The following is a 24659-nucleotide window of genomic DNA, read 5'->3' on the forward strand; positions in this document are numbered from 1 at the left end:
AGCCGCGGGGCGGCCGGACCAAGGTTGCGGGGCGCCGAACTTCCGCGGGAGGCGGTGAGCGCCGCGGCGGACACGGGGTGCGGGGCTCATGCGGCCGAGCAGGGGAGGGGCGGCATCCACGGCTCCTCGGTCGAACGGAGCAGCGGTGCCGCACGCCCGCAGCCCGGTCGGCCGGAGGTGTCGTGCCCCCCGGTCCGGGCGGTCCCCGCGCCCCGGCCCCCTGCCGCGAGGTGGCCCGCCCCTCCGTACCCGAGCGTGGGACGGAGTCCGGCCGCATCGGCCGATCTCCCCATGGCGCGGCCTGCCTTGATCCGGAAGGATGCCGCAGACGGCCGGCGGACGCCCGTGCCGTGCGGACAGCCCCACCCGACGGAAGACGGAGCGCATCGATGACCCCTGCGACCCCCCACGACCTCGTCGTCACGCGGGCCACCCTCGGCGACTGGCCGGTGATCAGCGGGTGGGCGGCCGCGGAGGGATGGAACCCCGGACTGTCCGACGGGCCCGCGTTCTTCGCGCAGGACCCCGAGGGGTTCTTCCTCGGCCGGATCGACGGGGAGCCGGTGTCGGCCATCTCCGTCGTCAACCACGGCCCCGACTACGCGTTCCTCGGTTGCTACCTGGTCCGCCCCGACCTGCGCGGCCAGGGGCACGGGCTCACCACGTGGAAGACCGCGCTCGCCCACGCCGGGAACCGGACCGTCGGCCTGGACGGAGTCGTCGCCCAGCAGGCCAACTACCGCCAGTCCGGCTTCCGTCCCGCCCACCGCACCATCCGCTTCACCGGCACCGCCCCCGGCGGCGGCACACCCGCCGGCGTCCGCCCGGCCGGACCCGCCGACCTGGCCGCGCTCACCGCCTACGACAGCGCCTGCCACCCCGCCGACCGCCCCCGCTTCCTCGCCGAGTGGCTGCGCACGCCCGGCCACCGTGCCGTCGTCCGTACGCAGGGCGGTCGCCCGACCGGCTACGGCGTGCTCCGCCCCGGCCACGACACCCTGCGCGTCGGCCCCCTCTTCGCGGACACCGCCGACGACGCCCGGGCCCTGTTCGCCGCCCTCACCGCCGAGGTGGCCGGCAGCGAGGTGGCGATCGACGTCCCCGAGCCGAACGCGGCCGCCGTCGCCCTCGCCGAAGAGGCGGGCCTGCGCCCGTCGTTCGAGACCGCCCGTATGTACACGGGACCGGTGCGCGCGTACGCCCGGGAGCGGGTGTTCGGCGTCACCACCCTCGAACTCGGCTGACCGTCAGGCGCGTCCCGGGTTCCCGGCGTGGAAGCGGCGGTGCAACTGCCGTACCTCGTCCACCAGTTCCGGTACCGGCCCCTCCACGGCCACGTCGGGCGCGATGTCCCGCACGGGCAGCGTGCGCACCGGCGACGCGGGCACGCCCAACTCGGCCAGCAGACCGGAGAGCTGGACGGAGGAGACGACGTACACGATCCGGCCGAGTCCCACCCAGGCGTGCGCCGCCGCGCACATCGGGCAGTGCTCGCCGGAGGTGTAGACGGTCGCCGCCGCGCGCTCCGCGGGCGTCAGGTGCGCGGCCGACCAGCGGGCCAGCTCGAACTCGGGATGCCGGGTGCGGTCCCCGCCCGCCACCCGGTTGCGGTCCTCCGCCAGCACGGTCCCGTCCCCGGCCACGAGCACCGAACCGAAGGGCTCGTCACCGGCGTCCAGCGCCTCCTCGGCCAGCTCCACACAGCGGCGCAGGTACCGCAGCTCACTGTCCCGTACCATCGGCCCACCTCCTCACGGCATGATCTCCGGCGGGGCAGGTCACGGCCACCCCGGCCGGCGCGTTCGTCCCGGCGGCGACGGCCGGCCGCCGCGCCGGGAAGGCGTACCGGCGCCCGGCCGCGACCGTCACGAGCGCCAGCAGCACCGGCGGCAGCGCGGTCCACGGCAGGGCCCCGGCGCCCGCGGCGTCCAGCGCCAGACCGCCGCTGAGCGACCCGGCGGCGATGCCCGCGTTGTACACGGTGGTCTGCAAGGAGGTCGCCACATCGGCGTCGGCCGGCCCCGACACGCCGACGAGCGCCGTCTGGATCAGCGTGGGCGCCCCGCCGAAGGCCACACCCCACAGCGCCATCGCGCCGACCGGCAGCCAGGGCACCCGGGCGCCCAGGCCCAGTACCAGCAGCACGGCCGCGACCAGGGCGAGCGCCGTGAGCAGGGTGAGGCGCGGCTTCCGGTCGACCAGCAGGCCGGTGAGCCAGACGCCGGCCACCGTGGCGGAGCCGAACACCGCGAGCAGCACGTCCGTCCGGCCGTACCCCGCGTGCGCGGCGAACGGGGCGATGTACGTGTACATCATCTGGTGCCCCAGCAGCAGGAACAGCGTGACGGACAGCACCGGGCGGATCCCGGGGCGTACGGCGACCCGGGCCAGGGGCAGGCGCGCGTGCGGGGGTTCGCCCGGGAAGCCGGGCACCCGCAGCCGTACCCAGCCCACGAGCAGCACGGCGGCCACGGCGAGCGTGCCGAACGCGGCCCGCCAGCCCACCGCCTCGGCGAGCGCGGTGCCGGCGGGCACGCCCAGCGCCAGGGCCAGCGTGATCCCGGCGAGCACCACCGCGACGGCCCGGCCGCGCCGCTCGGCCGGCGCCATCCGGGCCGCGTACCCGGCGAGCATCGCCCACAGCGTGCCGCCCGCCGCCCCGGCCAGCAGCCGGGCCGCGACGGTGAGCGGATACGACGACGACACCGCGACCAGCGCGTCGGCCGCGGCGAACGCCAGCAGCGTGCCGCACAGCACCGGCCGCCGGGGGAGCCCGCGCAGGGCCGCGGTCAGCGGGACGGCGGCCACGAACGAGGCCGCGGCGTAGGCGGTGACGAGGAAACCGATCCGGGACTCGGCCACCCCCAGCGGGGGCGCCATCGCGGGCAGCAGGCCCGCCGGGAGGAGTTCGGTCAGTACGGCGGTGAACGCGGCGCAGGACAGGGCGAGCAGCCCCGACCACGGCAGGCGGCCGCCCTTGACCTGGGAGGACAGGGTCATGCCACCATGGTCGAAGCCTCACATCAGTGTGAAGGTCAAGCGTGGCTCGGGGAGGCCGGCATGCGGATCGGTGAGCTGTCCCGCCGTACGGGCGTCCCCGCCCGGCTGCTGCGGTACTACGAGGAGCAGCACCTGCTCCATCCGGAACGCACCGGCAACGGCTACCGCAGCTATCCGGAGTCCGCGGTCGCGCGGGTGGGGCAGATCCGCGGCCTGCTGGACTCCGGCCTGACCACCGAGATGATCCGCGCGATCCTGCCGTACCTGTGCGGCCCGGAGCATCTCGTGCCGGCTCCCGAGGACGTGCCGGCGGAGACGGCCGCCCTGCTGCGGGAGCACATCGACCGCATCCAGTCCCGCATCGACTGCCTGGCCCGCAACCGCGACCGCCTCACCGCGTACCTGGCGGCGGTACGGCCTGACGGCCGCTGACGTCCTGTCGGTTTCCTGCGGGCCGCCCGGTAAATGCTTTGTCTCCGCCCGGCCGCCGTGCTGGAGTGAGGCCATGGATCACGCCTCAGTGCTCGCTGTGTACGACCGGGACCTGCGCGAGGGTGCCCGGCCCGACGGACCCGGGGCCCGGATCGAGCGGGCCGGCGGGGTGGTGCGCCAGGTCGCGGACGCGCACGGCTGGAACGGTGTGCTCTGGTCCGGCCTGGACGCGGCGGACGCGGACCGGGCCGTCCGCGACCAGATCGCCTACTTCGGCGGTCTGGGACTGGACTTCGAGTGGAAGCTCTACGCCCACGACGAGCCGGCCGATCTCGGCGACCGGCTGCTCGCCGCCGGATTCCGGCCCGAGCCCGCGGAGACACTGATGGTGGCCGAGGTGACCGAGCTGCCGCTGGACACCGCGCCACCGGCAGGCGTCCGTTTCGTCGAGGCCACCGATCCGGCCGGCGTCGACCTCGTCGTGGACGTGCACGAGAGGGTCTTCGGGACCGACGGCGGCGGGCTGCGGCACCGGTTGCTCACCCGCCTGGCCACCGACCCCGGCACGGTCGTCGCCGTGGCCGCCCTCGCCGGCGGCGAGCCGGTCGCCGCCGCCCGCATGGAGCTGGTGCCCGGCACCCGGTTCGCCGGGCTGTGGGGCGGCGGCACGGTATCGGCCTGGCGGGGCAGGGGCATCTACCGCGCCCTGATCGCCCACCGCGTCCGCGTCGCCGCCGCCCGGGGCTACCGCTACGTCCACGTCGACGCCTCGTCCATGAGCCGCCCGATCCTGGGCCGGCTCGGCTTCCACGCGCTGAGCACGACGACGCCCTACCTCCACGAGAGCTGACTCAGCGCCGGGCCTGGCTCCGGTCCAGCGCTGCCACTCCGACGGCCGCCAGGGCTATCTGGATGAGCCACTCGATCCAGTCGGGCCCCTTCGTGTCGGCGACCCCCAGCCCGGCGGCGATCGCCGAGCCCAGCAGTGCGGCCACGATGCCGACGACGATGGTCCACAGGATCCCGATGTGCTGCCGCCCGGGGACGACCAGCCGCCCCAGCACACCGATGACGAGGCCGATGACGACGGCGCTGATGATGCCCGAGATCTCCATGGCCGACCCTCCTTGACGGTCTTGTTGACGGCCCCCGTTGACGTGGCATGTGCCCGCTGTGAACGCAGCCACTCCGCCCCGGTTGCCTCCGGAAGCCTCTGTTCACCACCGCTTCATGCCATGTACCTTTCAACCGTTCGACGCGTGTAGAAACCTCAAGCGGGCTCTACGCGCGCAGACTTGGCGCCCCCACCGCCCTCTTCCCCGCCCCTTCACGGAGGTTCGACGGATGCCCGGATCCGGGAGATCCCGCCGCAGATTCACCACCGCCCTGGCCGGCCTCGGCCTGCTGGTCTCCGCAGCCGCCCTCCAGACCGGCACCCCCGCCCACGCGGCGACCACGCACCGCGTCCTGTTCGACAACGCCCATGCCGAGACGGCCGGCAACGCCGACTGGATCATCTCCACCAGCCAGCCCGACCCGCTCGGCCAGGACTCCACCCCGTCCGCGGAGACGGACTGGACCGGCGCCCTGTCGTCGTGGGGCGTGGCGCTGCAGAAGACCGGCGGCTACAGCCTGAAGACGCTGCCGTCGGGCTCCAGCCTCGCCTACGGCGGCACGTCCGCGACCGACCTGTCGAACTTCGACACGCTGGTCCTGCCGGAACCCAACACGCCGTTCACGAGCGCCGAGAAGACGGCGATCATGAACTTCGTGAAGAACGGCGGCGGCCTGTTCATGATCTCCGACCACACGGGCGCCGACCGCAACAACGACGGCTACGACGCGGTCGAGATCCTCAACGACCTGATGACGAACAACAGCGTCGACTCCACCGACCCGTTCGGTTTCTCCGTCGACTCGCTGAGCATCAGCTCCGACCACCCGGCCGCGATCAGCGACAGCACCGACCCGGTGCTGCACGGCTCCTTCGGCACCGTCACCAAGAGCCTGATCGCCAGCGGTACGACTGCCACCCTCAAGCCCGCCGACAACCCGTCGGTCAAGGGCCTGCTCCACCGCACCGGTTACTCCGGCAACACCGGCGTCTTCTTCGCCACCAGCACCTTCGGCAGCGGCCGGGTGGCGTTCTGGGGCGACAGCTCCCCGATCGACGACGGCACCGGCCAGTCCGGCAACACCCTCTACGACGGCTGGAACGACTCCTCCGCCACCGACGCGGCCCTCGCCCTCAACGCCACCGAGTGGCTGTCCGGCGCGAGCGGCACCGGCAGCGGAGGCGGAGGCGGTGGCGGCACCTGCACGTCCGCCCAGCTCCTGGCCAACCCCGGCTTCGAGTCCGGCGCCACCTCCTGGACCGCCTCCAGCGGTGTGATCACCAACGACACCGGCGAGGCCGCGCGCACCGGCTCCTACAAGGCCTGGCTGGACGGCTACGGCTCGGCCCGCACCGACACCCTCGCGCAGTCGGTGACCATCCCCGCCGGCTGCGCGAGTGCCACCCTGAGCTTCTACCTCCACGTCGACACCGCCGAGACGACCACCTCCACGGCCTACGACACCCTCAAGGCGCAGGTCCTGGGCAGCGGCGGAACGGTGCTGTCCACCCTCGCGACCTACTCGAACCTCAACGCGGGGAGCGGCTACACCCAGCGCGTCTTCAACCTCGCGAGCTACGCCGGCCAGACCGTGACGATCAAGTTCACCGGCACCGAGGGCTCCACCCTCCAGACGTCGTTCGTCCTCGACGACACCGCGCTCACCGTGAGCTGAACCGGGACAGGGGGGTGGGCCGCGAAGGTCCACCCCCCTGTGGCGTCAGGCCGCCGGCACCGTCCGCTCCGGCGTGTTCCACCCGGAGATCCGCACGGCCGGTGCCGAGCCGCGCAGGCCGGCCGTCCGGTAGGTGGCGGTCAGCGTCACCGACTCGCCCGGCCACAGGCTCACCTCGTTGTCGGACCAGCGCACCGGCAGCACGGGCTTGCCGTGCTCGTCCACGAGGTGCACGTCCGTCAGCAGCGCCGGGGTCGTACCGCTTCCGCCGTGGCGCAGGGTCACCGTCGTGGTCGCCGTGCCGTCCGAGGCCCGCGTGGTCGCCGTCGCCGTCACCGGCACCCGCGCCATCGAGGCGAGCCCTTTCAGGTCGGCGTAGCTCGTGGTCGGCGTGTGGTACCAGGTGGTGCCGTTCCAGTTGAGGGTGTCGGGCCGGGTGGAGAGCCAGTACACGTTCCGGCTCACCTCCGTGCCGTCCGCGTCCGTCAGCACCAGCCGGAGCAGGTACGTCCGCGCCAGCCCGCTCACCGAGGACGGCAGGGTCAGCGGTGTGCCGTGCGCCCCGCCGCCGTCCACCGCGACACTGGTGACGGTCCTGTCGTACCTCTGCGTGCCGTCGGGATCGAACAGCGTGGCCCGCGCGGTGAGGCCCTCGGCGGCGCCGGGCCGGTTGTTCACCACCACGACCGAGCGGTCGTCGTAGGAGTACTGGATGTGCAGCGGCTCGTTCGCCTTCTTCGCGCCGTAGTAGGAGCCGTTCTGGTCGAGGTAGCGGTCGGTCAGCTGCCAGTGCAGGGACGTCCAGCCGCTGTTGAACATCCAGTGGATCACCCCGGTGGCGGGCCGGTCCTGGTCGGTCGCGTTGCGTCCGTACGCCTCGAACTGGGCGCGGACGTTCTCGTACTGGGCCAGCTGGGCCTTGCGGACGTAGTCGGTGAGACCGGTCGGGGCGCCGTAGCGGCCGGCGAGGGCGTCGTCGTAGATCTTCAGCGTGCCGAAGACGGGGGACGGCGAGCGGTGGTACTGCCTGGCGTCCGGGTCCTTCCACAGGGTGTCGAGTTCGGCGGGCGTCATCATGCGGCGCAGGGTGTCGAGGGTGGGGATGCTGGGGCCCGCGCTGGTCTCGGAGTTGAAGCCGGTCGCCCCGCCCTCCCGCTTGGCGTACCAGTAACCGGGCGGCACCCAGTCGTAGGGGCCGGTCATCTTCATGCCCGAGCCGCCCAGCCGGGGGGAGGACCGGTCGGAGGCCGAGGAGACCACGGGGGTGGGCCAGTCGGCGGACTCCAGGGCGTCCAGGTAGGTCTTCTCGATCTTCGCGTCGGGGGCGAAGTCGCTGCCGATCAGGAAGGAGACGACGCTCGGGTGGTCACGCAGCCGCGCGGCCTCGGCGGCCATGGACGCCCGGGCGACCGGGTAGTCGGCGTCGGTCCACGGGTCGCCCTTCTCGCTGCCGTTGACCTGGCCCTCCCATTTGTCGCAGCACTCCCAGCCCGGCAGGGTGAGCAGGCCGTAGCGGTCGGCCAGGCCGAAGAACTCGTCCGGTTCCAGGTGGCCTTCCAGACGGAGGGTGTTCAGGCCCAGGTCCAGGGCGTACTTCAGGCGGTCCTCGACATAGGCGGGGTCCCAGCGCAGGAACTCGTCCGGGGACCAGCCGCCGCCCTTGATCAGCAGCCTGCGGCCGTTGATCCGGTACTGCCGGGCGCCGTGGGAGTCCAGCGGGGCCTTCACGTCCCGGATGCCGAAGGTCTCGTGCGCGGTGTCCGACGTGGTGCCGGCGACGGTGGCGGTGAGGTCGAGGTCGTACAGCGGCTGCCCGCCCATGCCCGCCGGCCACCACACCTTGGGGTTCGTCAGGTGCAGGCCGGGGGTGTCGGCGGGGGAGAAGGTGACGGTCTTCGTCTCGTGCGCGGCGAGCGACACCGTCGTGCGGAACGCGGTCCCGTCGACGCTGCCGCCGACCTCCGCCGTGACCGGCGCGTCCGTGTCGTTGCGGGCCTGCGCCTTGACGGTCAGGTCCGCCGTGTCGAGCTTCGGCACCGCCAGCTTCGTGACCACGTGCGCGTCGCGCAGGGCGACCGGGCCGCCCCTGCGGATCAGGACGTCCCGGACGATTCCCATGTTCTGGTCGGGCGGCGGCTGGATCCAGTCGATCCAGCCCATGGTCAGGTCCTTGAGCGGGTCGTTGGGCCGGATGCGGAAGGCGACCGTGTTGGTGCCGGACCTGACCAGCGGGGTGATGTCGAGCTCGTGGTGGGTGTAGGCGCCGGTCACGTCGGCGGCCTTCGCCACCTGCCGGCCGTTCACGTAGACGTCCGCCGCCGAGACGACCCCGCTGAAGTCGAGGGAGGTGCGCTGCCGGGTGTCCCGGACGGTGAAGTCGGCGCGGTACCACCAGGGCACCTCGAAGTCGGCCCGGGGGATCTTCTGCTGGTCGGTGGAGTGGAACGGGTCTGCGTAGACGCCGTTCGCCAGCAGTGCGGCCAGTACCGTGGAGCGCGGTCCCGCCGGATACCAGTCCCGCGCCGGATAACCGGGGGAGGACACGTCCGCCGCCGAGTCGGCCACCTTCGCCGTGGACTGGACGGCGTAGCCGGACAGCGGGGTGCTGGTGCCGGCGGCGGAGGGCACAGGGGTGATCGGGGCGGGCCGGTGGGGCTCCGCCGCGTCCGGGGAGCCGGCCCAGGCGCCGGTGGTCAGGGAGCCGACCAGGGCGATGAGCGCGGCGGTCATGGGGAGCCGGCGGGCGGGGCGAGGGAACACGGCGGTCTCCAGCCTCGTAAAGTTAGGAAACTTTACTAACTCGGGCCACGCTAGGGCGCGCCACGGACCGTGTCAACGACCCCCGCCGTGGTGGCCGTTGAACGGGTCAGGTTCCGGCCGTACGGCGTTCGAACACCAGGTCGCGGGCCGTGTCCAGGGCCGTCGCCACCGCGCCCAGCAGCACGGCGTCCTCACCGAGCCGGCTCGGCGCGATCCGGGGCCGCAGCGGGGTCAGCGCGCGCAGCCGCTCCCGCACGGGCCGCAGCAGCAGGTCGACGCTGTGCCCGACACCGCCGCCGAGCACCACGAGGTCCGGGTCCAGCACGGCGGCGGCCGCAGCCACGGTGTGCGCTATCCGCTCGCCCTCCAGCTCCACCGCCCGCACCGCGCCCGGATGCCCCTGCCGGGCCGCGTCGAACACGGCCTTCGCCGTGAGCTGCCCGCGCATCCCGAACTCCCGGGCGGACTCCACCACCGCCACCCCCGACACCGCGTCCTCCAGCCGCTCCTGCTTGTGCCGGCCGTGCCACGGCAGGAAGCCGATCTCCCCGGCCAGCCCGCGCGCGCCCGTGAACAGCCGTCCCTCGCTGACCACCCCCATCCCCAGCCCGGTGCCGATCAGGATGTACGCGAAGAGCCGGCTGCCCGCGCCGACGCCGTAGGTGTACTCGCCGAGCGCCGCCAGATTGGCGTCGTTGTGCACCTCCAGCGGTACGCCCAGCTCCGTGCGCATGCCGTCCACCAGCCCGGCCCGTCCCCAGCCCGGCAGGTGCATCGCGTAGCGCACCCGCCGCTGCTTCTCGTCGTACACCCCCGGCGTGCCCACCACCCCGTGCACCACTTCCGCCGGGTCCACGCCCGAGTTGGCGATCACCTGGCGGGCGGTGCGCACGACCAGGTCGGTGAGGGCGGCCGAGGCGCGCGCCCGGTTGCGTATGTCGGCCCGCGCCACGACCGTGCCGTCCAGGTCGACCACCGCCACGCGCAGCCAGCCCCGGCCGATGTCCACACCGAGCGCGTACCCGGCGGCCGGATCGGGGGCGTAGAGCACGGCGGTGCGCCCGCGCTCCGGGGCCCGCGTGCCGACCTCGTGCACCAGGCCGGCCGCCGCCAGCGAGGCCAGCGCGCTGGAGACCGTCGGCTTGGACAGGCCGGTCTCGCGGGCCAGTTGGGCGCGCGAGGCGGCGCCGAGCGCGCGCAGCCGGTCCAGCAGCAGCCGTTCGTTGGTACTGCGCAGACGCCGGCGGCTCCAGGGTTGTTCCGGCTGCTCTACGAGGTCGCTGGCGGGCATCGCACCATTCTCGTGCATTCCTGTCGCACACTTGACGCCTCTAGTAAGGCTCCTTAACTTTATCCGCCAGTCACCCTCCGCCGGGCGCCGCGCGCCCGTCGCGTCAGGAGTCCCCCATGTCCGGTAGCCCGCCACCCCCGGGTGGTTTCGTCCGCCGTGTCGGCCTGTTCCAGGCCACGGCGATCAACATGAGCCAGATGTGCGGCATCGGCCCGTTCGTGACGATCCCGCTGATGGTCGCCGCGTTCGGCGGCCCGCAGGCGGTCATCGGGTTCGTCGCCGGCGCGGTCCTGGCGCTGTGCGACGGCCTGGTCTGGGCCGAGCTGGGCGCCTCCCTGCCCGGCTCCGGCGGCAGTTACCTCTATCTGCGCCAGGCCTTCCAGTACCGCACCGGCCGTCTGATGCCGTTCCTGTTCGTGTGGACGGCGATGCTCTTCATCCCGCTGATCATGTCCACGGGCGTGGTCGGCTTCGTCCAGTACCTGGGCTATCTCGCCCCCGGCCTCGGGCAGACCGCCGGTGACCTGATCGGCCTCGGCGTCATCGCCCTGGTGGTGGTCCTGCTCTGGCGCGGCATCGAGCACATCGCCCGGATCACCGCCGTGATGTGGACGGTGATGATCGCCTCGGTGCTGCTGGTGATCGTCGCCGCCGCCACCCACTTCAGCCCGCACATGGCCTTCACCTACCCGGCGGGGGCCTTCAACGTGATGAGCAACCACTTCTGGCTCGGCTTCGCGGCGGGCCTGACCATCGGCATCTACGACTACCTCGGCTACAACACCACCGCCTACATGGGCGCCGAGATCAAGGAGCCCGGACGTACGCTGCCGCGCTCCATCCTCCTCTCGATCCTCGGCATCATGGCGATCTACCTGCTGCTCCAGATCGGCACGCTCGGTGTCGTGGACTGGCACCGGATGACCGACCCGGACGACATCGCCTCCTCTTCGGTGGCCTCCGCCGTGCTGGAGGAGACCTGGGGCAAGGGCGCGGCCGACACGGTGACGGTGCTGATCCTGGTCACCGCGTTCGCGTCCGTCTTCGCCGGCCTGCTCGGCGGCTCCCGGGTGCCCTACGACGCCGCTCGGGACCGGGTCTTCTTCCGCCCGTACGCGAAGCTGCACCCGCGGCACCGCTTCCCGATGCTCGGCCTCGCCACCATGGGTGTGATCACCGCCGTCGGCTTCCTCATCGGCCGCCACACCGACCTCGCGACCCTGATCCAGCTGCTCACCACGGTGATGGTCATCGTGCAGGCACTGGCCCAGATCGTCGCGCTGACGGTCCTGCGCCGACGCCGCCCGGACCTGCCCCGCCCGTACCGGATGTGGCTGTACCCGCTGCCGAGCGTCGTCGCCTTCGTCGGCTGGTGCGTGATCTACGGCTACGCCGACGAGAACTCCCCGGGCCGTCATCCCCTCGAGTGGTCCCTGGCCTGGCTGGTCCTCGGCGGTGTGGCCTTCCTGATCTGGGCGCGGACGGAGAAGGTGTGGCCGTTCGGCCCGAAGGAGATCAGCGAGGAGACCGGTACGGAACCCGCGGGGGCGGTCGCGGCAACGCCCTTGGCGTGAGCTAGAGTCAGCACACACGCGCACCTCCCCGGCCGGACCGCTGTCCGCCGGGGAGGCTTCGGTTCATGACCGACATCATGACCGCGGACGTCACCGTCCGCCCCGCGACCCCCGAGGACCGGCCCGCCGTGGAGCGGCTGTGGCTGATGTTCCGCCACGATCTGTCCGAGTTCACGGGCCTCCTGCCCGCCGCCGACGGCGCCTTCCGCAGCGAACGCGTGACGTACGCCTTCACGGAGCCGGGCTGGGCGCCGTATCTGCTGACCTGCGAGGAACGCCCCGCCGGGTTCGCCTTCGTCCGCGGGCTCGACGCTCCGGTCCGCGTGCTGAACAGCTTCTTCGTGGTGCGCGGCGCCCGGCGCCGGGGCATCGGGCTGCGGGCCGCGCGCGAGGTGCTCACCCGGCATCCGGGGCCGTGGGAGATCGCCTTCCAGCAGGACAACCCGGCCGCGGCGGGCTTCTGGCCGCGCGTCGCCGAGGACCTGGCCGGCGGCGCCTGGACCCGCGAGCCACGGCCCGTGCCGGGGCGGCCTGACCTGCCCCCGGACGTGTGGATCTCGCTCACCGTCGCAGGCTGACCGCGCCGGACCGCCGGGGCTTCGTTGACATGCAGGTAATTGCCTGCCTATTGTCGGGTGTGCGATCGGAGGACGACACCCGGATGGACAAGGTCTTCAAGGCGCTGGCCGACGACACCCGCCGGCGCCTGCTCGACCGGCTCCACGAGAACAACGGCCAGACCCTGGGCGAGCTGTGCGAGCGCATCGCCATGACGCGCCAGTCGGTGACCCAGCACCTGGCCGTCCTGGAGTCCGCCAACCTGATCAGCACGGTGCGGCGGGGGCGGGAGAAGCTGCACTACCTCAACCCTGTGCCGCTCCAGGAGATCCAGGAGCGGTGGATCGACAAGTTCGAGCGCCCGCGCCTCGCCGCGCTCGGCGCCGTGAAGCGACGAGCCGAGGAAGCCATGACCGACAAGCCCCGTTTCGTGTACGTCACCTACATCGCGAGCACACCCGAGAAGGTCTGGGAGGCCCTCACCGACGCCGACCTGACGGCCGCCTACTGGGGGCACCGCAACGTCTCCGACTGGCGGCCCGGCTCCCGCTGGGAGCACGTGCGCACCGACGGCTCCGGCATCGCCGACGTGGTCGGCCGGGTCGTGGAGAGCGAGCCGCCGGCCCGGCTGGTGACCACGTGGGCCGCCCCCGGCCAGGAGGGGCAGGAGGACCGGCACTCCCGGGTCACCTTCGAGATCCGTCCGCACGAGGACATCGTCCGGCTGACCGTCACCCACGAGGACCTGGCGGACGAGGGCGAGCGCGCGGACGTCGCGTCGGGCTGGCCGGCCGTGCTGTCCAACCTGAAGTCGCTGCTGGAGACCGGCCGGACCCTGCCGCAGGAGCCGTGGCTGGTGCCGTCCCGCTGACGCCCGCGGCCGGTCCGCCGCGCGGACCCGGCAACGCGGAGCCGGTCCGCCCGGGGCGGACCGGCCCGCGTTCTTCTTTCCTTTCCTCGGTCTCCTCTTCAAAGGCTCTTGACGGCTCTTCCAGGGCTCTTCCGGCCTTCTACGGCCTGGGGGCGCTCTTCGCCGCCGTACCGGCGCACACAAGTCCGAGGACGAGGGCCAGGGCTCCGATGACGATGTTGTTGATGACGACGCCCGTGTCCGGGGCCCTGCCCACGATCCACGGAGCGATGATCATCCAGATGCCCAGGGCGCACATGGCCCAGCTGAGGCCGTACATGCGCTCGGGGGCCCGGGTGAATCCCAGTGCCAGCAAGCCTATCGCGATGCCCATGATCAGGTTGTGGGTCATGAGGGCGGGCTGGCTGGCCGTGTAGTGCAGGATCCACGGGGAGGCGGCGCAGTACAGGCCGAGCAGGAAGACCGGTCCGTCCACGAGCGCCACATCACGACCGCCGAGCATGCGGGCGTAGCGGTCCCGCATTTCGGAGACATCGGGATGGCTCGATATGTCACCCCTGTGCAAGTTGGCCATGAGTCGTCTCCTTTGACTTTGCAGGCCAGGCCGCGTCTGGTGCGGCAGGCGACAAGCTCCGCATGCTCCAGTTTGCCCTTATTTCTTCCTTATGTGTAGAGCCTGGGGCGGATGTGCCGCTCGATCCTGCCCAGGGGGAGGGAACGAGGACGGGCAGGGCACCCGCCGGCCGGCCGGTCGGACCGCTCAACCGCGGCTCCGCGCCCGCCGGAACCGGGCCAGCCCGTCGGCGAGGTCGACGATCGGCTCGGGATACGCGGCGGCGAGCCCGCGGTCCCGGCCTGCCAGCTTCCACGGCTCGTGCGCCGCCGCGCCCGCCACCTCCCTCAGCTCGGGCACCCACCGCCGGACGTACGCCCCGTCGGGGTCGTACCGCTTGGCCTGGATCAGCGGGTTGAGGACCCGGTTGGGGCGGGTGTCCGTGCCGGTGCCCGCGATCCACTGCCAGTTCAGCTGGTTGTTGGCCAGGTCACCGTCGACCAGCCACTCCAGGAAGTGCCGGGCCCCGACGCGCCAGTCGACGTACAGCGTCTTCGCCAGGAAGCTCGCCGTCAGCAGCCGGGCCCGGTTGTGCATCCAGCCCTCGTGGCGCAGCTGGCGCATCGCCGCGTCGATCACCGGCCAGCCGGTACGGCCCTCCCGCCACGCCTCGATGTCGTCCCGGGCCGTCCGCTCGGAGCGCCAGCGGTCGTGCCGGGTACGGTAGTCGGCCGCCGCCGCGCCGGGCCGGGCCGCCAGCACCTGGCGGTGGAAGTCCCGCCAGGCGAGCTGCCGTACGAAGGCCTCCGCTCCCGGACCGTCCGCGCGGCGCGCCCGGTGCACCAGCTCGACCGGGGACAGCGTGCCGAAGTGCAGGTGCGGGGAGAGCCGGGAGGTCGCGTCCCCGGCCAGGTCGTCGTGGCGGTCGGCGTAGGCCGCCATGCCGGAGCGGAGCCAGGCGGCGAGCCGCCTGCGGCCGGCCGCCTCGCCGCCCTCCGCCAGCTTCGGTGAGATCCCCGGCGGCGAGGCCCGGGACGGCAGTTCCTCGGAACCGATGCCGGGCGGCACGGGGACCGAGCGGGGCGCACCCAGGACGTCCCGCGGCCGCCGTCGCGACCACTGCCGGAAGTACGGCGTGAACACCGCGAAGTGGTCCGAGGAGGCGGGGGTCACCTCGCCGGGCGGCACCACCGTGGTCACGGCCTCGTGGACGTGCAGCCGCCGCCCTTCGGCCTCCAGGGCGCGCCGCAGCCGCCGCTCCCGCGACCGGGCGTAGGCACTCGCGTCGGCCGCCATGTGCACCTCGTCGGCGTCCGCCTCCGCGGCCACCCGGCAGACCTCCTCGACGACGTCGCCGGAGCGCACCACCAGCCGCCCGCCGCGCTCGCGCAGCCCGGTGTCCAGGTCCCGCAGGCAGTCGGCGAGGAACGCCAGCCGATTGGGCGCCGCGAAGCCCGCGTCGGCCACGCCCCGGTCGCGGACGAACAGCGGGACGACCTGACGGGGGCCCTCCAGCGCGGCCCGGAGCGGCGGGTGGTCGTACAGGCGCAGGTCGGCGGTGAACAGGACGACCGAGACATCCATGGCGCGGCTCCGGAACGAGGAGGACAGAGGAGGAGCGGGGAGGAAGGGGCGGGGACGAGGAAGGCCGGGAAGGAGGGGACGACCGGGGACACTTCCGGTCCGGCGGGGCCGGCGGACGCGGCCTCAACGGGTGACGTCCGGGCTCTGCCGGGCCGCCGCCCGCGCGATGTTGCGGGCCATCCCGCCGAAGACCACCGCGTGGAACGGCGAGACGCTCCACCAGTACGCGTGGCCCAGCAGCCCGCGCGGGTGGAATAGGGCCCGCTGCCGGTACCGGCTGCGACCGCTGCCTGCCGGTTCCGCGCACATCTCCAGCCAGGCCAGCCCGGGGAGGCGCATCTCCGCCCGCAGCCGCAGCAGGTGACCGCGCTCGATCTCCTCCACTCGCCAGAAGTCCAGCGAGTCGCCCGCCCGCAGGCGCTCCGCGTCCCGTCGGCCCCGGCGCAGGCCCACCCCGCCGACCAGCCGGTCCAGCCATCCCCGCAGGCTCCACGCCAACGGGAAGGAGTACCAGCCGTTCTTTCCGCCCACGCCCTCGATCACCCGCCACAGTGCGTGCGCCGGGGCGTCCACCACCGCCTCGCGCCGGTCCGTGTACAGGGTGCCGCCGGCCCAGTCGGGGTCGGTGGGCAGCGGATCGCTGGGCGCGCCGGGTACGGCGGCGGAGGACCAGCGGGTGGTCACGCGCGCCTCGCGCACCCGGCGCAGGGCCAGCCGTACGGCCTGGTCGAAGCCGAGCGGATGCCCCGGCGGGTCGGGCAGGTACCGGGTGATGTCGTGTTCGCGGCAGACCACCTCGTGGCGCAGCGACTCCGTCAGCGGACGCGCGATGGACGCCGGGACGGGCGTGACGAGTCCCACCCAGTGGCTCGACAGGCCCGGGGTGAGGACCGGCACGGACACGATCAGCCGCCGCGGAAGCCGCGCGACACGCGCGTAGCGGACCATCATGTCCCGGTAGGTGAGGATGTCCGGCCCGCCGATGTCGAAGGCCCGGTTCACGTCCTCCGGCAGGCCCGCGCTGCCGACCAGCAGCCGCAGCACGTCCCGTACGGCGATGGGCTGGATGCGGGTGCGCACCCAGCTGGGCGTGACCATCACCGGCAGCCGTTCGGTGAGGTAGCGCAGCATCTCGAAGGAGGCCGAGCCCGAGCCGATGATCACGGCGGCACGCAGCACCGCCGTCGGCACACCGGAGCGCAGCAGGATGCGGCCCACTTCCGCCCGGGACCTCAGGTGCGGGGAGAGCCGGTCCGCGGGCACCCCGGACGGCGTGAGACCGCCGAGGTAGACGATGCGCCGCACACCGGCCGCCTTCGCCCGTTCCCCGAAGACGCGGGCCGCGCGGCGGTCGGTGTCCTCGAAGCCCTTGCCGCTGTTCAGCGAGTGCACCAGGTAGTACGCCACGTCGACGTCCCGCATGGCCCGGGCGACCGAGTCCGCGTCCGTGACGTCCCCCCGCACCACCTCGGCCTCACCCGACCACGGGTGGTCGCGCAGCTTCCCGGGGGAGCGGGCCAGACAGCGCACCCGGTGCCCGGCGGCCAGCAGTTCGGGCACGAGCCGCCCGCCGATGTAGCCCGTGGCTCCCGTCACCAGGCAGCGGGACCGGTCCGTCGAGTCGTCGTGGTTCATCCCGTGCAGGTCCTCCGCGTCGGTGGTCTCCCGGCAATCACTTCCCGCCGGGCCCGGCGGGCGGATGCGTGTCCTCCCCTCGGCCGAACCTCCGGGCCCCCTGCCGGACCTCCTGGCGGTCCGCGCGACGGCCGGTCGGCCGCCACCGGCCGACCGCACCTCGCGAGCGGTGCCGGAAGCGCCGGACGCGGTGACATGTCCTCACCGATCCGGGGCAGCCGGACCGGTACAAGCTGTACATTCCGTTCGGTCAGCGACGCAGGAGGTGTCCGCCGCCATGAGTGCCAAGGTGCTGGAGCGATTCCCCGCAGGGTCTCCCCGTGGGTCGTGGCCCGCTGAGGAGTACGCCGCCGCCCGACGTGCCGAGGGCGAACCGGCGACCGTGGTCATGGACTTGCAGTCGGACGCGTTCCTCGTCGTGGTCGAGGCGCGGGAGGACGACGGCCGGGTCTGAGCCGTCCGGTCGCGCGGGAGCCCCCCGGTTTCCTGCCGGCCCCCCTTGCCTTGTCCGGTTCCGCCATACGAGACCGGCCGGGAATTCCTTGACGGCCGTCGCCGGGTGCTGCGACGATCACGGCATGACGATGCGACTGGACCTCACGCGGCGACGCCATGTCGACCTCGCGCGCGTCTCCAGTGCCTCCTGTCGCCCCACGGTCTGACCCGAGCTTTCCCGCCGGTCCCGTCGGGCCTCACCGCGTGCCTGACCCCTCTGCTCTTTCCGCCCTGCCCGGGCCGGAATCCGGCCTGCCCGGAAATCCGGGAATCCCGCCGGGCGATTCCGTGGCACGGATCCCGTGGTTCCGGGGTTCTTCGGTTCGCGGAGTTCGCGGGTGCGCGGAGTGTGCGCGCTCGTGGAGTTCCCCGCACTCCGCACGCCCGGAACGCCCGCGTCATCCGCCTGCCGGTTCCCCGCCATGACCGCCGAGCCGGAAGCCGCTCCATCCGACTTCACCGGGCGCCCGTTCCCGTGCGCGCGTGCCCGGAGCACCCCAGAAACGAGGCACCCATGGCCACCGTCCTGTCCGTCTCCGGCAGCCCTTCCGCCTCCTCGCGCACCGGCCGTCTGCTGCGCCACCTGGACCAGCGGCTCACCGCCCAGGGCCACGAGGTGATCCCGCTCGACGTCCGCACCGTCCCGGCCGAGGCCCTGCTCGGCGCGGACTTCCGGCACCCCGCCATCGTCGAGGCCACCGAACTGTTCTCCCGCGCCGACGGCGTGGTGGTCGGCACCCCCGTCTACAAGGCGTCGTACTCCGGCGTCCTCAAGGCGCTCCTGGACCTGCTCCCGCAGTACGCGCTCACCGGCAAGACCGTGCTGCCGCTCGCCACCGGCGGCTCCACAGCCCATGTTCTCGCCATCGACTACGCCCTGCGTCCGGTGCTGAACTCCATGGGTGCCTCGCACATAGTCCAGGGCTGGTTCACCCTCGACAAGGACATCACCGTGCGGGAGGACGGCTCGGTGACGCTCCCGCCCACGACCGCCGAGGCCCTGGGACACGTGGTGGACCAGTTCGCCGCGGCCCTGGACCGCACCCCGCTGCTGGCGGCGGCGAGCTGACGGTCCAGGCCGCCGGGTGCCCGCACCCACCCCACATCCCGCACCCCCGGCGAGGCGCGCCGCGCCGCACCGCTCCACCCGGCCGCCCCGGCACGGCCCGCCCTGATCGGAGACCCCCGCGTGTCCCTCACCTTCCACTGGTTCCTGCCCACCAACGGGGACAGCCGCCATGTCGTGGGCGGCGGCCACGGCACCCCGGCCACGGAGTCCGGGCGCGACCGGCCGCCGACGGTCGCCTACCTGAGCCAGATCGCCCGGGCCGCCGAGGACCTGGGCTTCGCCGGTGCGCTGACGCCGACCGGCGCCTGGTGCGAGGACGCGTGGCTGACCACCGCGATGGTCAGCCGGCACACCGAGCGGCTGAAGTTCCTGGTCGCCTTCCGGCCCGGTTTCGTCTCGCCCACCCTCGCCGCCCAGATGGCGTCCACCTTCCAGCGGCAGAGCGGCGGACGGCTGCTGCTCAACGTCGTCACCGGCGGCGAGAGCCACGAACAGCGCGCTTACGGCGACTTCCTGGACAAGGACGCCCGCTACCGCCGTACCGGTGAGTTCCTTCAGATCGTCCGAGGGCTGTGGGAGGGCGGGACGGTCGACCTGCGCGGGGAGCACCTGCGGGTGGAGGAGGCGAGGCTCGCCCGGCTGCCCGACCCGGTCCCCGAGGTGTACTTCGGAGGCTCCTCGCCCGCCGCCGGAGAGGTCGCGGCCCGCCACGCCGACGTGTACCTCACCTGGGGCGAGCCGCCCGCGCAGGTCGCCGGGAAGATCGACTGGATCCGGAGGCTCGCCGCGGAGCACGGCCGTAGCCTCCGCTTCGGGATCCGGCTGCACGTCATCACCCGGGACACCTCGGCGCAGGCGTGGGCGGAGGCGGACCGGCTGCTCCAGGGCTTCGACCCGGAGACCGTACGGGCCGTCCAGTCGGGCCTGGCGCGCAGCGAGTCGGAGGGCCAGCAGCGGATGCTCGCCCTGCACGGCGGCGGCCGTGACCGCCTGGAGATCCATCCCAACCTATGGGCCGGCATCGGCCTGGTGCGCGGTGGCGCGGGCACGGCGCTGGTCGGCAGCCACGAGGAGGTCGCCGAGCGCGTCAAGGAGTACCACGCCCTCGGCATCGACGAGTTCGTCCTGTCCGGCTATCCGCACCTGGAGGAGGCGTACTGGTTCGGCGAGGGCGTCCTGCCCCGGCTCGCCGCCCAAGGGCTGTGGACACACCCCGAGGCCAGGGCCGCCGCCTCGGCGCGGGTGCCGTTCGCGGGCTGAGCGAGCGACGGCGGCCGGCCCGGGGGACGGGGACGGGGGAGAGTACCGGGGCACAGGCCGCCGGGCGGCGGCCGCTGCTCCTATCGGTCCTGCGCCCCGGCGGCGGGGGCACCGCCCAGCGTCCGCAGATGTGCCGCGCGCGATTCCGCCGTCTGGCCCTGCACCAGCAGGAACAGTCCTTCCCGGGCCAGACGCTGGGCGCGGCTCGTCAGGGCCATCGCACGGCCGCCGCCGGCCACCACCGCCGCGGTGGTGGCCGCGCGCAGCACCTCGTACGCCTGCGCGCGTACGGCCAGCCGTTCCCCGGTCCAGTCGTCCGCGTCTTCCCCGGCCAGCTCCCCTCGTGGCGCCGGCCCGCGCCCGGCCCCCTCGGCGCCCGGCCCCCCGCCCCGTGCCTGCGGGACCGGAGCGTCGGCCAGGGCGTAGGCGCGTTCGCGCAGGCCGGTCAGGCGGGAGCGGAGCGGGGCGGCCGTCGCGTCGTCCAGGAGGGACAGCGCCGCCTCCGCCACGCCGAAGACCGCCGGGCTGGTGGTCAGGGTCCTGACCCGGTCGCCGGCGGCCCACCGGTCGTACGGTGTGCGCAGGGCCACCGCCTCCGCGGGCAGCCGGAAGCCGTCCAGGTCCAGCGACACCGTGCGCGCGGCGGTGAGCGCCGCCAGCCGCATCGGCGCCGACGCCCGCAGCCCGGGCTGTTCGCGTGCCTCGGCGAAGGCGAACAGCACCTCGTCGCAGTCCGTCACCCCGGCCAGCAGCATCACGTCGTTCAGGCCCCACCCGGTGTACCAGGGGACGGTGCCGTCGAACCGCCAGCCGGTGCCCTCCCGGCGGACCCGCACCGGGCGGCGCGGATACGACCGCAGGTGCGCGTACGCCACCCCGGACAGCAGCTCCCCGCGGGACAGCGGGCCCAGCAGCCTGTCCCGCACCGCGCGTTCACCGCGCGCCAGGGTCTGCACGGGCGTGTGGTGCTGGGTCTGCACGAACCAGGTCGCACAGCACGCGCCCGACAGGATCTCCGCGGTCTCCCGCAGCACGGCCGGCGGCGCCCCCGCGCCGCCGTACTCCACGGGCGCGGCCACCCCGAGCAGCCCCGACCGCTTCACCGCCTCGATGTGGCCGGCGGGAACCCACTCCTGGTCGACCCGCTCGGCCTCGGGGATCAGCAGGTCCGTGGCGAGCCGTCGGGCGCGGACGACGAGCGGGTGCGAGGTGAGGTCCATGCGGGGGATTCTTCCGCTGTTCCGGCGCTCCGGAGATTTTTTCCGCGACCGTGGCGCGCGGTGTCGATCCGGGGCACGGCCGTTCGTGTAGGAGGTGACACAGAGCCCGCCACGGGCCCGACGCCATGGAGGACGTCATGAAGCACTACCTGCTCAGCGTGGTCCAGCCGGCCGGCGCGACCCCGCCCGATCCCGAAGCCCTCGCCGCGATCATGCGCAACGTGGAGGCCTTCAACGACGAGCTGCGCACCGCGGGCGCCTGGGTCTTCGCCGGTGGTCTGCACGGTCCGGAGACCGCGACCATGCTCCGCCCCCAGGACGGTGACGTGCTCGTCACCGACGGCCCGTACGCCGAGGGCAAGGAGTACCTGGGCGGTTTGTGCCTCATCCGGGCCGCCGACCTGGACGAGGCCCTGGACTGGGGCCGCAAGGCCGCCCTCGCGACCACCCTGCCCATCGAGGTACGGCCCTTCGTGGACCAGCACTGAGGCCGGCGCGGCACCGATGACCGACAGCCCCGGCGTCGAGGCCGTCTTCCGCGCCGAGTACGGGCGCGCGGTCGCCGTCCTCGTCCGCTTCCTCGGCGACATCGACCTCGCCGAGGAAGCGGTCCAGGAGGCCTTCGCCACGGCCGTGACGCGGTGGTCGGACCGGTGTGCCGCCGAGCCCGGCGGGCTGGATCGTCACGACCGCTCGCAACCGGGCCGTCGACCGGCTGCGCCGGGAGTCCTCCCGGGACGCCCGGCACGCTGAGGCCGTCCGTCTGCACGCCCCGACGCACCGCCCGAGGAGGGCCCCGTGCGTGACGACCGGCTCCGGCTGATCTTCACCTGCGGCCACCCGGCGCTGGCCGGTACCACGTGCTGCACGCCGTCCGTGCCGACCTGCCGCGCCGGCTGGGCCGGACCACCGAGGCGGCGGCGGAGTACGGCCGCGCCGCCGGCCTGGCGCCGGGCGAGGCCGAACGCGCGTACCTGGAGCGGCGACGACGGGAGACGGAGGGACGGGAGGCACCCTTGACTGGTACAGACCAATGGGGTTGAGTGTCCGCAACCCCCCACCGCGGCCGCCCCCACCTCGTGGGTGCGGCCGTGTGCCGCGCCGGGGGGCCGGTCCTCGGTCGCGCGCCGCGTCGCCGGGCCGTGTGCGAGACTCCGCCGATGACTCCCGACGACACGATCACCGCGGACGCGTCCGGCACCTGGGAACTCGGCGACCTGTCCGTCCACCGCATCGGCTTCGGCGCGATGCGGCTGACGGGCAGCGCCGCCTTCCACCACGGCACCCCGAGCGACCGGGACCGGTCCCTCGCCGTCCTGCGCGAGGCGGTCGAACTGGGTGTGAATCACATCGACACGGCGGCCTTCTACTTCTCGTCGCTGCGGTCCGCCAACGAACTCATCAACACCGCGCTGTCCCCGTACCCCGACGGCCTCGTCATCGCCGCCAAGGTCGGCCCCCACCGCGACTACCACGGCGAGTGGGGCACCTCCGCCCGGCCCGACCAGCTGCGCGGGCACGTCGAGGAGAACCTGCGCCAGCTCGGGCGGGACCACCTCGACCTGGTCTATCTGCGCCGGATGCGCCAGGACTCCATCGCCGAGCACTTCGGCGCCCTCGCCGAGCTGCGCGAGGCCGGCCTGGTCCGGCACCTCGGGATCTCCGGCGTCGAACCCCGGCACCTCGCCGAGGCGCTGGAGATCGCCCCGGTGGTGTCCGTGCAGAACCGGTACGCGGTGGACCGGCCCGATCGCGTGGACGACGAGGTGCTGCGGCTGTGCGGCGAGCACGGCATCGCCTTCGTCCCCTTCTACGCCGTGGCCGGACGGACCGGGGAGCGCGGTGCGACGAGCGCTCACGACGACGCGGTGCTCTCCGCCGCCCGGGCCCACGGCGTGAGCCCGGCGCAGGTCCGCATCGCCTGGACCCTGCACCAGGGCCCGCACGTCCTCGCCATCCCCGGCACCGGCAACCCCGGCCACCTGGCCGAGAACGTCGCGGCCGGCGCGCTGCGGCTGACGCAGGAGGAGCTGACCCGGCTCGACCACGCCCGGGCGCAGGCGGGCGGAAACACGCGGGCCGGCTGACCCGGGGCCGGCGTCACACGGTGAACGGGTCGGTGGCGCGCGCCGCACCCGTCCGTCTGCTCCTGACGGACCGCGGCCGGGACCGGCGCCGGGCTGACTACGATGGCGTAGGCGCTGCTGGGCCGCGCACCAGGACGACCGCACACGAAGACGGGTGAAGAACCTCCCCATGACCGACGCCAAGGACGAACGCCGGCCGGCCGGCGAGCTCGAAGCGAGCGTCCTGGCCGCGCTCTGGGCCGCCGGCGCGCCCCAGACCCCCGGCCAGGTCCAGTCCAGCCTGGGCGCGGACCTCGCCCGTACGACGGTGACGACGATCCTCACCCGCCTGCACGACAAGGGCGTCGTCCACCGGCGGCGCCAGGGCCGCGGGTACGCCTACTTCCCCGCCCAGGACGTCCAGGACGCCCACGGCCTCACCGCCCGCCGGATGCACAGCGAACTGGACCGGGACAGCGACCGCGAGACGGTCCTCGCCCGCTTCGTCGCCCAGCTCAGCCCGGACGACGAACGCATCCTGCGCGACCTGCTCGAGTCCGACGGCCGATGACCGTCCTCCTGCTGCTCCTGCCGCCCCTGCTGCTGCCGTGGGCCCTGCCGCCCCTGGCCCGCAGGGCCCTGGACCGGCTGGCCCCGGTCGCCGCGCTGTGGTCCGTCACGGGCAGCGCGGTGCTCCTCGCCGGCTGCTCGACGCTGGCACTCGGCATGTCCGTCCTGACCGGGCTGCTCAAGCTGCCGCTCTTCGCCGCGCTCGGCGAACTGGTCCATCCGTTGCGCACCGCCTCCGACGCCTTCGTCGTCCCGGCCGCCATCGCCTCGGCCGGCGCGCTGGCGGGGTGCGGCTGGAGCCTCGTCCGCGCGGCGCTGGACCAGACCCGTGCCTTCCGGGCGGCCCGGGCGGAGGCCGCGTGCGGAGCCGTCGCCGGTGATCTGTGCGTGATCGACTCGTCCCGCCCCGACGCCTACGCCCTGCCGGGCCGTCCGCACCGGGTCGTCGTCACCACGGCGATGCTGCGCAGCCTGGACGGTCCCGAGCGGGAGGCGCTGCTCGCCCACGAGCGGGCGCACACCGCGGGCGGCCACCACTACGCCCTCGCCGCCGCCGAACTCGCGGCGCACTGCCACCCGGCGCTGCGCCCGGTCCGCGCGACGATCCGGCTGGCCGCCGAGCGCGCCGCCGACGAGGCCGCGGCCGTCTCGGTCGGCGACCGGCGCCTGACCGCCCGCGCCATCGCCCGCGCCGCCCTCGCGGGGCAGGCCGCCCGGTTCGCACGCCCCGGCATCGCCCCCGGCGCGGCCACGGGCCCCGTCCCCCAACGCGTCCAGGCCCTGCTGACCGCCCCGAGCGCCCGCACCGCCCGCGCGATCTCCGCGCTCCTCCCGCGTCCCCGACCTGATCATCTATCTCGACGTGCCGGTCGCCGAGGCCGCTCACCGCGTGGTCACGCGCGCCAAGAGCATCCGTCACTACGAGAACAGC

The 24659-nt window shown here is 73.7% G+C and carries 24 protein-coding genes and 1 pseudogene; 16 read left to right on the plus strand and 9 right to left on the minus strand.

The window, feature by feature from the left end; genetic code table 11:
• Positions 1–389: 389 nt before the first annotated feature.
• Positions 390–1244 (plus strand): GNAT family N-acetyltransferase, encoded by an 855-nt coding sequence (locus tag AB0946_RS38570; protein ID WP_366765397.1) that lies wholly within the window; start codon positions 390–392, stop codon positions 1242–1244.
• Between the two features lie 3 nt (positions 1245–1247).
• Here AB0946_RS38570 and AB0946_RS38575 read toward each other — a convergent pair whose 3' ends face one another.
• Together AB0946_RS38575 and AB0946_RS38580 are read right to left on the minus strand one after the other, a co-directional pair.
• Positions 1248–1739, minus strand: coding sequence for a nucleoside deaminase (locus AB0946_RS38575; RefSeq protein ID WP_366765398.1), 492 nt, complete (start codon positions 1737–1739; stop codon positions 1248–1250).
• Positions 1723–3000: an MFS transporter gene (locus AB0946_RS38580; protein WP_366765400.1), complete on the minus strand. Its 1278-nt coding sequence runs from the start codon at positions 2998–3000 to the stop codon at positions 1723–1725. The genes AB0946_RS38575 and AB0946_RS38580 overlap by 17 nt, the downstream gene beginning before the upstream one ends.
• A 60-nt stretch (positions 3001–3060) precedes the next feature.
• On the opposite strand from AB0946_RS38580, the gene AB0946_RS38585 reads away from it, so the two are divergent.
• Together AB0946_RS38585 and AB0946_RS38590 are read left to right on the plus strand one after the other, a co-directional pair.
• The gene (locus tag AB0946_RS38585) at positions 3061–3432 is read left to right on the plus strand and encodes a MerR family transcriptional regulator (protein ID WP_366765401.1); all 372 of its coding nucleotides are present in this window, start codon (positions 3061–3063) and stop codon (positions 3430–3432) included.
• Positions 3433–3505: 73 nt separating this feature from the next.
• Positions 3506–4282 carry a GNAT family N-acetyltransferase gene (locus AB0946_RS38590; RefSeq protein ID WP_366765402.1) on the plus strand — a complete coding sequence of 259 codons (777 nt, stop codon included), beginning with the start codon at positions 3506–3508 and terminating at the stop codon, positions 4280–4282.
• 1 nt (position 4283) lies between these two features.
• Here the strand turns inward: AB0946_RS38590 and AB0946_RS38595 are convergent, their stop codons facing one another.
• Positions 4284–4547 carry a GlsB/YeaQ/YmgE family stress response membrane protein gene (locus AB0946_RS38595; protein ID WP_366765403.1) on the minus strand — a complete coding sequence of 88 codons (264 nt, stop codon included), beginning with the start codon at positions 4545–4547 and terminating at the stop codon, positions 4284–4286.
• Between the two features lie 229 nt (positions 4548–4776).
• On the opposite strand from AB0946_RS38595, the gene AB0946_RS38600 reads away from it, so the two are divergent.
• Positions 4777–6222, plus strand: a complete 1446-nt coding sequence (locus AB0946_RS38600) for a hydrolase (protein ID WP_366765404.1) — start codon at positions 4777–4779, stop codon at positions 6220–6222.
• 45 nt (positions 6223–6267) lie between these two features.
• On the opposite strand, the gene AB0946_RS38605 is transcribed toward AB0946_RS38600, so the two are convergent.
• On the minus strand, positions 6268–8982 hold the full coding sequence (locus AB0946_RS38605) for a sugar-binding domain-containing protein (RefSeq protein ID WP_366765405.1): 2715 nt from the start codon (positions 8980–8982) through the stop codon (positions 6268–6270).
• Between the two features lie 106 nt (positions 8983–9088).
• Positions 9089–10273 carry an ROK family protein gene (locus tag AB0946_RS38610; protein WP_366765406.1) on the minus strand — a complete coding sequence of 395 codons (1185 nt, stop codon included), beginning with the start codon at positions 10271–10273 and terminating at the stop codon, positions 9089–9091.
• A gap of 116 nt (positions 10274–10389) precedes the next feature.
• Here AB0946_RS38610 and AB0946_RS38615 point away from each other — a divergent pair, with 116 nt between their 5' ends.
• The 3 genes from AB0946_RS38615 (at position 10390) to AB0946_RS38625 (ending at position 13276) form a co-directional block, all read left to right on the plus strand.
• Positions 10390–11847, plus strand: coding sequence for an APC family permease (locus AB0946_RS38615; protein ID WP_366765407.1), 1458 nt, complete (start codon positions 10390–10392; stop codon positions 11845–11847).
• 65 nt (positions 11848–11912) lie between these two features.
• Entirely contained in the window at positions 11913–12425 is a 513-nt protein-coding gene (locus tag AB0946_RS38620) for a GNAT family N-acetyltransferase (protein WP_366765408.1), read from the plus strand.
• Positions 12426–12508: 83 nt separating this feature from the next.
• Positions 12509–13276: a metalloregulator ArsR/SmtB family transcription factor gene (locus tag AB0946_RS38625; RefSeq protein WP_366765409.1), complete on the plus strand. Its 768-nt coding sequence runs from the start codon at positions 12509–12511 to the stop codon at positions 13274–13276.
• Between the two features lie 139 nt (positions 13277–13415).
• Here AB0946_RS38625 and AB0946_RS38630 read toward each other — a convergent pair whose 3' ends face one another.
• The 3 genes from AB0946_RS38630 to AB0946_RS38640 form a co-directional block, all read right to left on the minus strand.
• Positions 13416–13850: an SPW repeat protein gene (locus tag AB0946_RS38630; protein ID WP_366765410.1), complete on the minus strand. Its 435-nt coding sequence runs from the start codon at positions 13848–13850 to the stop codon at positions 13416–13418.
• Between the two features lie 186 nt (positions 13851–14036).
• The gene (locus AB0946_RS38635; RefSeq protein WP_366765411.1) at positions 14037–15413 is read right to left on the minus strand and encodes a deoxyribodipyrimidine photo-lyase; all 1377 of its coding nucleotides are present in this window, start codon (positions 15411–15413) and stop codon (positions 14037–14039) included.
• Positions 15414–15536: 123 nt separating this feature from the next.
• A complete protein-coding gene (locus tag AB0946_RS38640; protein WP_366765412.1) occupies positions 15537–17048 on the minus strand; it encodes an SDR family oxidoreductase in 1512 nt (503 codons plus the stop codon).
• 277 nt (positions 17049–17325) lie between these two features.
• On the opposite strand from AB0946_RS38640, the gene AB0946_RS38645 reads away from it, so the two are divergent.
• The 4 genes from AB0946_RS38645 (at position 17326) to AB0946_RS38660 (ending at position 19872) form a co-directional block, all read left to right on the plus strand.
• The gene (locus AB0946_RS38645) at positions 17326–17502 is read left to right on the plus strand and encodes a hypothetical protein (RefSeq protein WP_366765413.1); all 177 of its coding nucleotides are present in this window, start codon (positions 17326–17328) and stop codon (positions 17500–17502) included.
• A 130-nt stretch (positions 17503–17632) separates the two neighbouring features.
• Positions 17633–17710 (plus strand): putative leader peptide, encoded by a 78-nt coding sequence (locus AB0946_RS38650; RefSeq protein ID WP_366753051.1) that lies wholly within the window; start codon positions 17633–17635, stop codon positions 17708–17710.
• Between the two features lie 347 nt (positions 17711–18057).
• Positions 18058–18612 carry an NADPH-dependent FMN reductase gene (gene ssuE / locus AB0946_RS38655; protein ID WP_366765414.1) on the plus strand — a complete coding sequence of 185 codons (555 nt, stop codon included), beginning with the start codon at positions 18058–18060 and terminating at the stop codon, positions 18610–18612.
• A gap of 120 nt (positions 18613–18732) precedes the next feature.
• Entirely contained in the window at positions 18733–19872 is a 1140-nt protein-coding gene (locus AB0946_RS38660; RefSeq protein ID WP_366765415.1) for an LLM class flavin-dependent oxidoreductase, read from the plus strand.
• Between the two features lie 80 nt (positions 19873–19952).
• On the opposite strand, the gene AB0946_RS38665 is transcribed toward AB0946_RS38660, so the two are convergent.
• Positions 19953–21092, minus strand: coding sequence for an acyl-CoA dehydrogenase family protein (locus AB0946_RS38665; RefSeq protein WP_366765416.1), 1140 nt, complete (start codon positions 21090–21092; stop codon positions 19953–19955).
• Positions 21093–21229: 137 nt separating this feature from the next.
• On the opposite strand from AB0946_RS38665, the gene AB0946_RS38670 reads away from it, so the two are divergent.
• The 5 genes and pseudogenes from AB0946_RS38670 to AB0946_RS38690 form a co-directional block, all read left to right on the plus strand.
• Positions 21230–21580, plus strand: coding sequence for a YciI family protein (locus AB0946_RS38670; RefSeq protein ID WP_366765417.1), 351 nt, complete (start codon positions 21230–21232; stop codon positions 21578–21580).
• Positions 21581–21596: 16 nt separating this feature from the next.
• Positions 21597–21944 (plus strand): annotated as a pseudogene (locus AB0946_RS38675) (sigma factor); the annotation flags it as partial.
• A 308-nt stretch (positions 21945–22252) separates the two neighbouring features.
• Complete coding sequence (locus AB0946_RS38680) at positions 22253–23179, plus strand: aldo/keto reductase (protein WP_366765418.1); 927 nt, start codon at positions 22253–22255, stop codon at positions 23177–23179.
• A 169-nt stretch (positions 23180–23348) separates the two neighbouring features.
• Entirely contained in the window at positions 23349–23729 is a 381-nt protein-coding gene (locus tag AB0946_RS38685) for a BlaI/MecI/CopY family transcriptional regulator (protein ID WP_366765419.1), read from the plus strand.
• A partial coding sequence (locus AB0946_RS38690) for a M48 family metalloprotease (RefSeq protein ID WP_366765420.1) occupies positions 23726–24659 on the plus strand: 934 nt, incomplete at its 3' end. The genes AB0946_RS38685 and AB0946_RS38690, both read left to right, overlap by 4 nt.

It is taken from the genome of Streptomyces sp. NPDC046870 (assembly GCF_040704595.1).
Lineage (GTDB): Bacteria > Actinomycetota > Actinomycetes > Streptomycetales > Streptomycetaceae > Streptomyces > Streptomyces argyrophylli.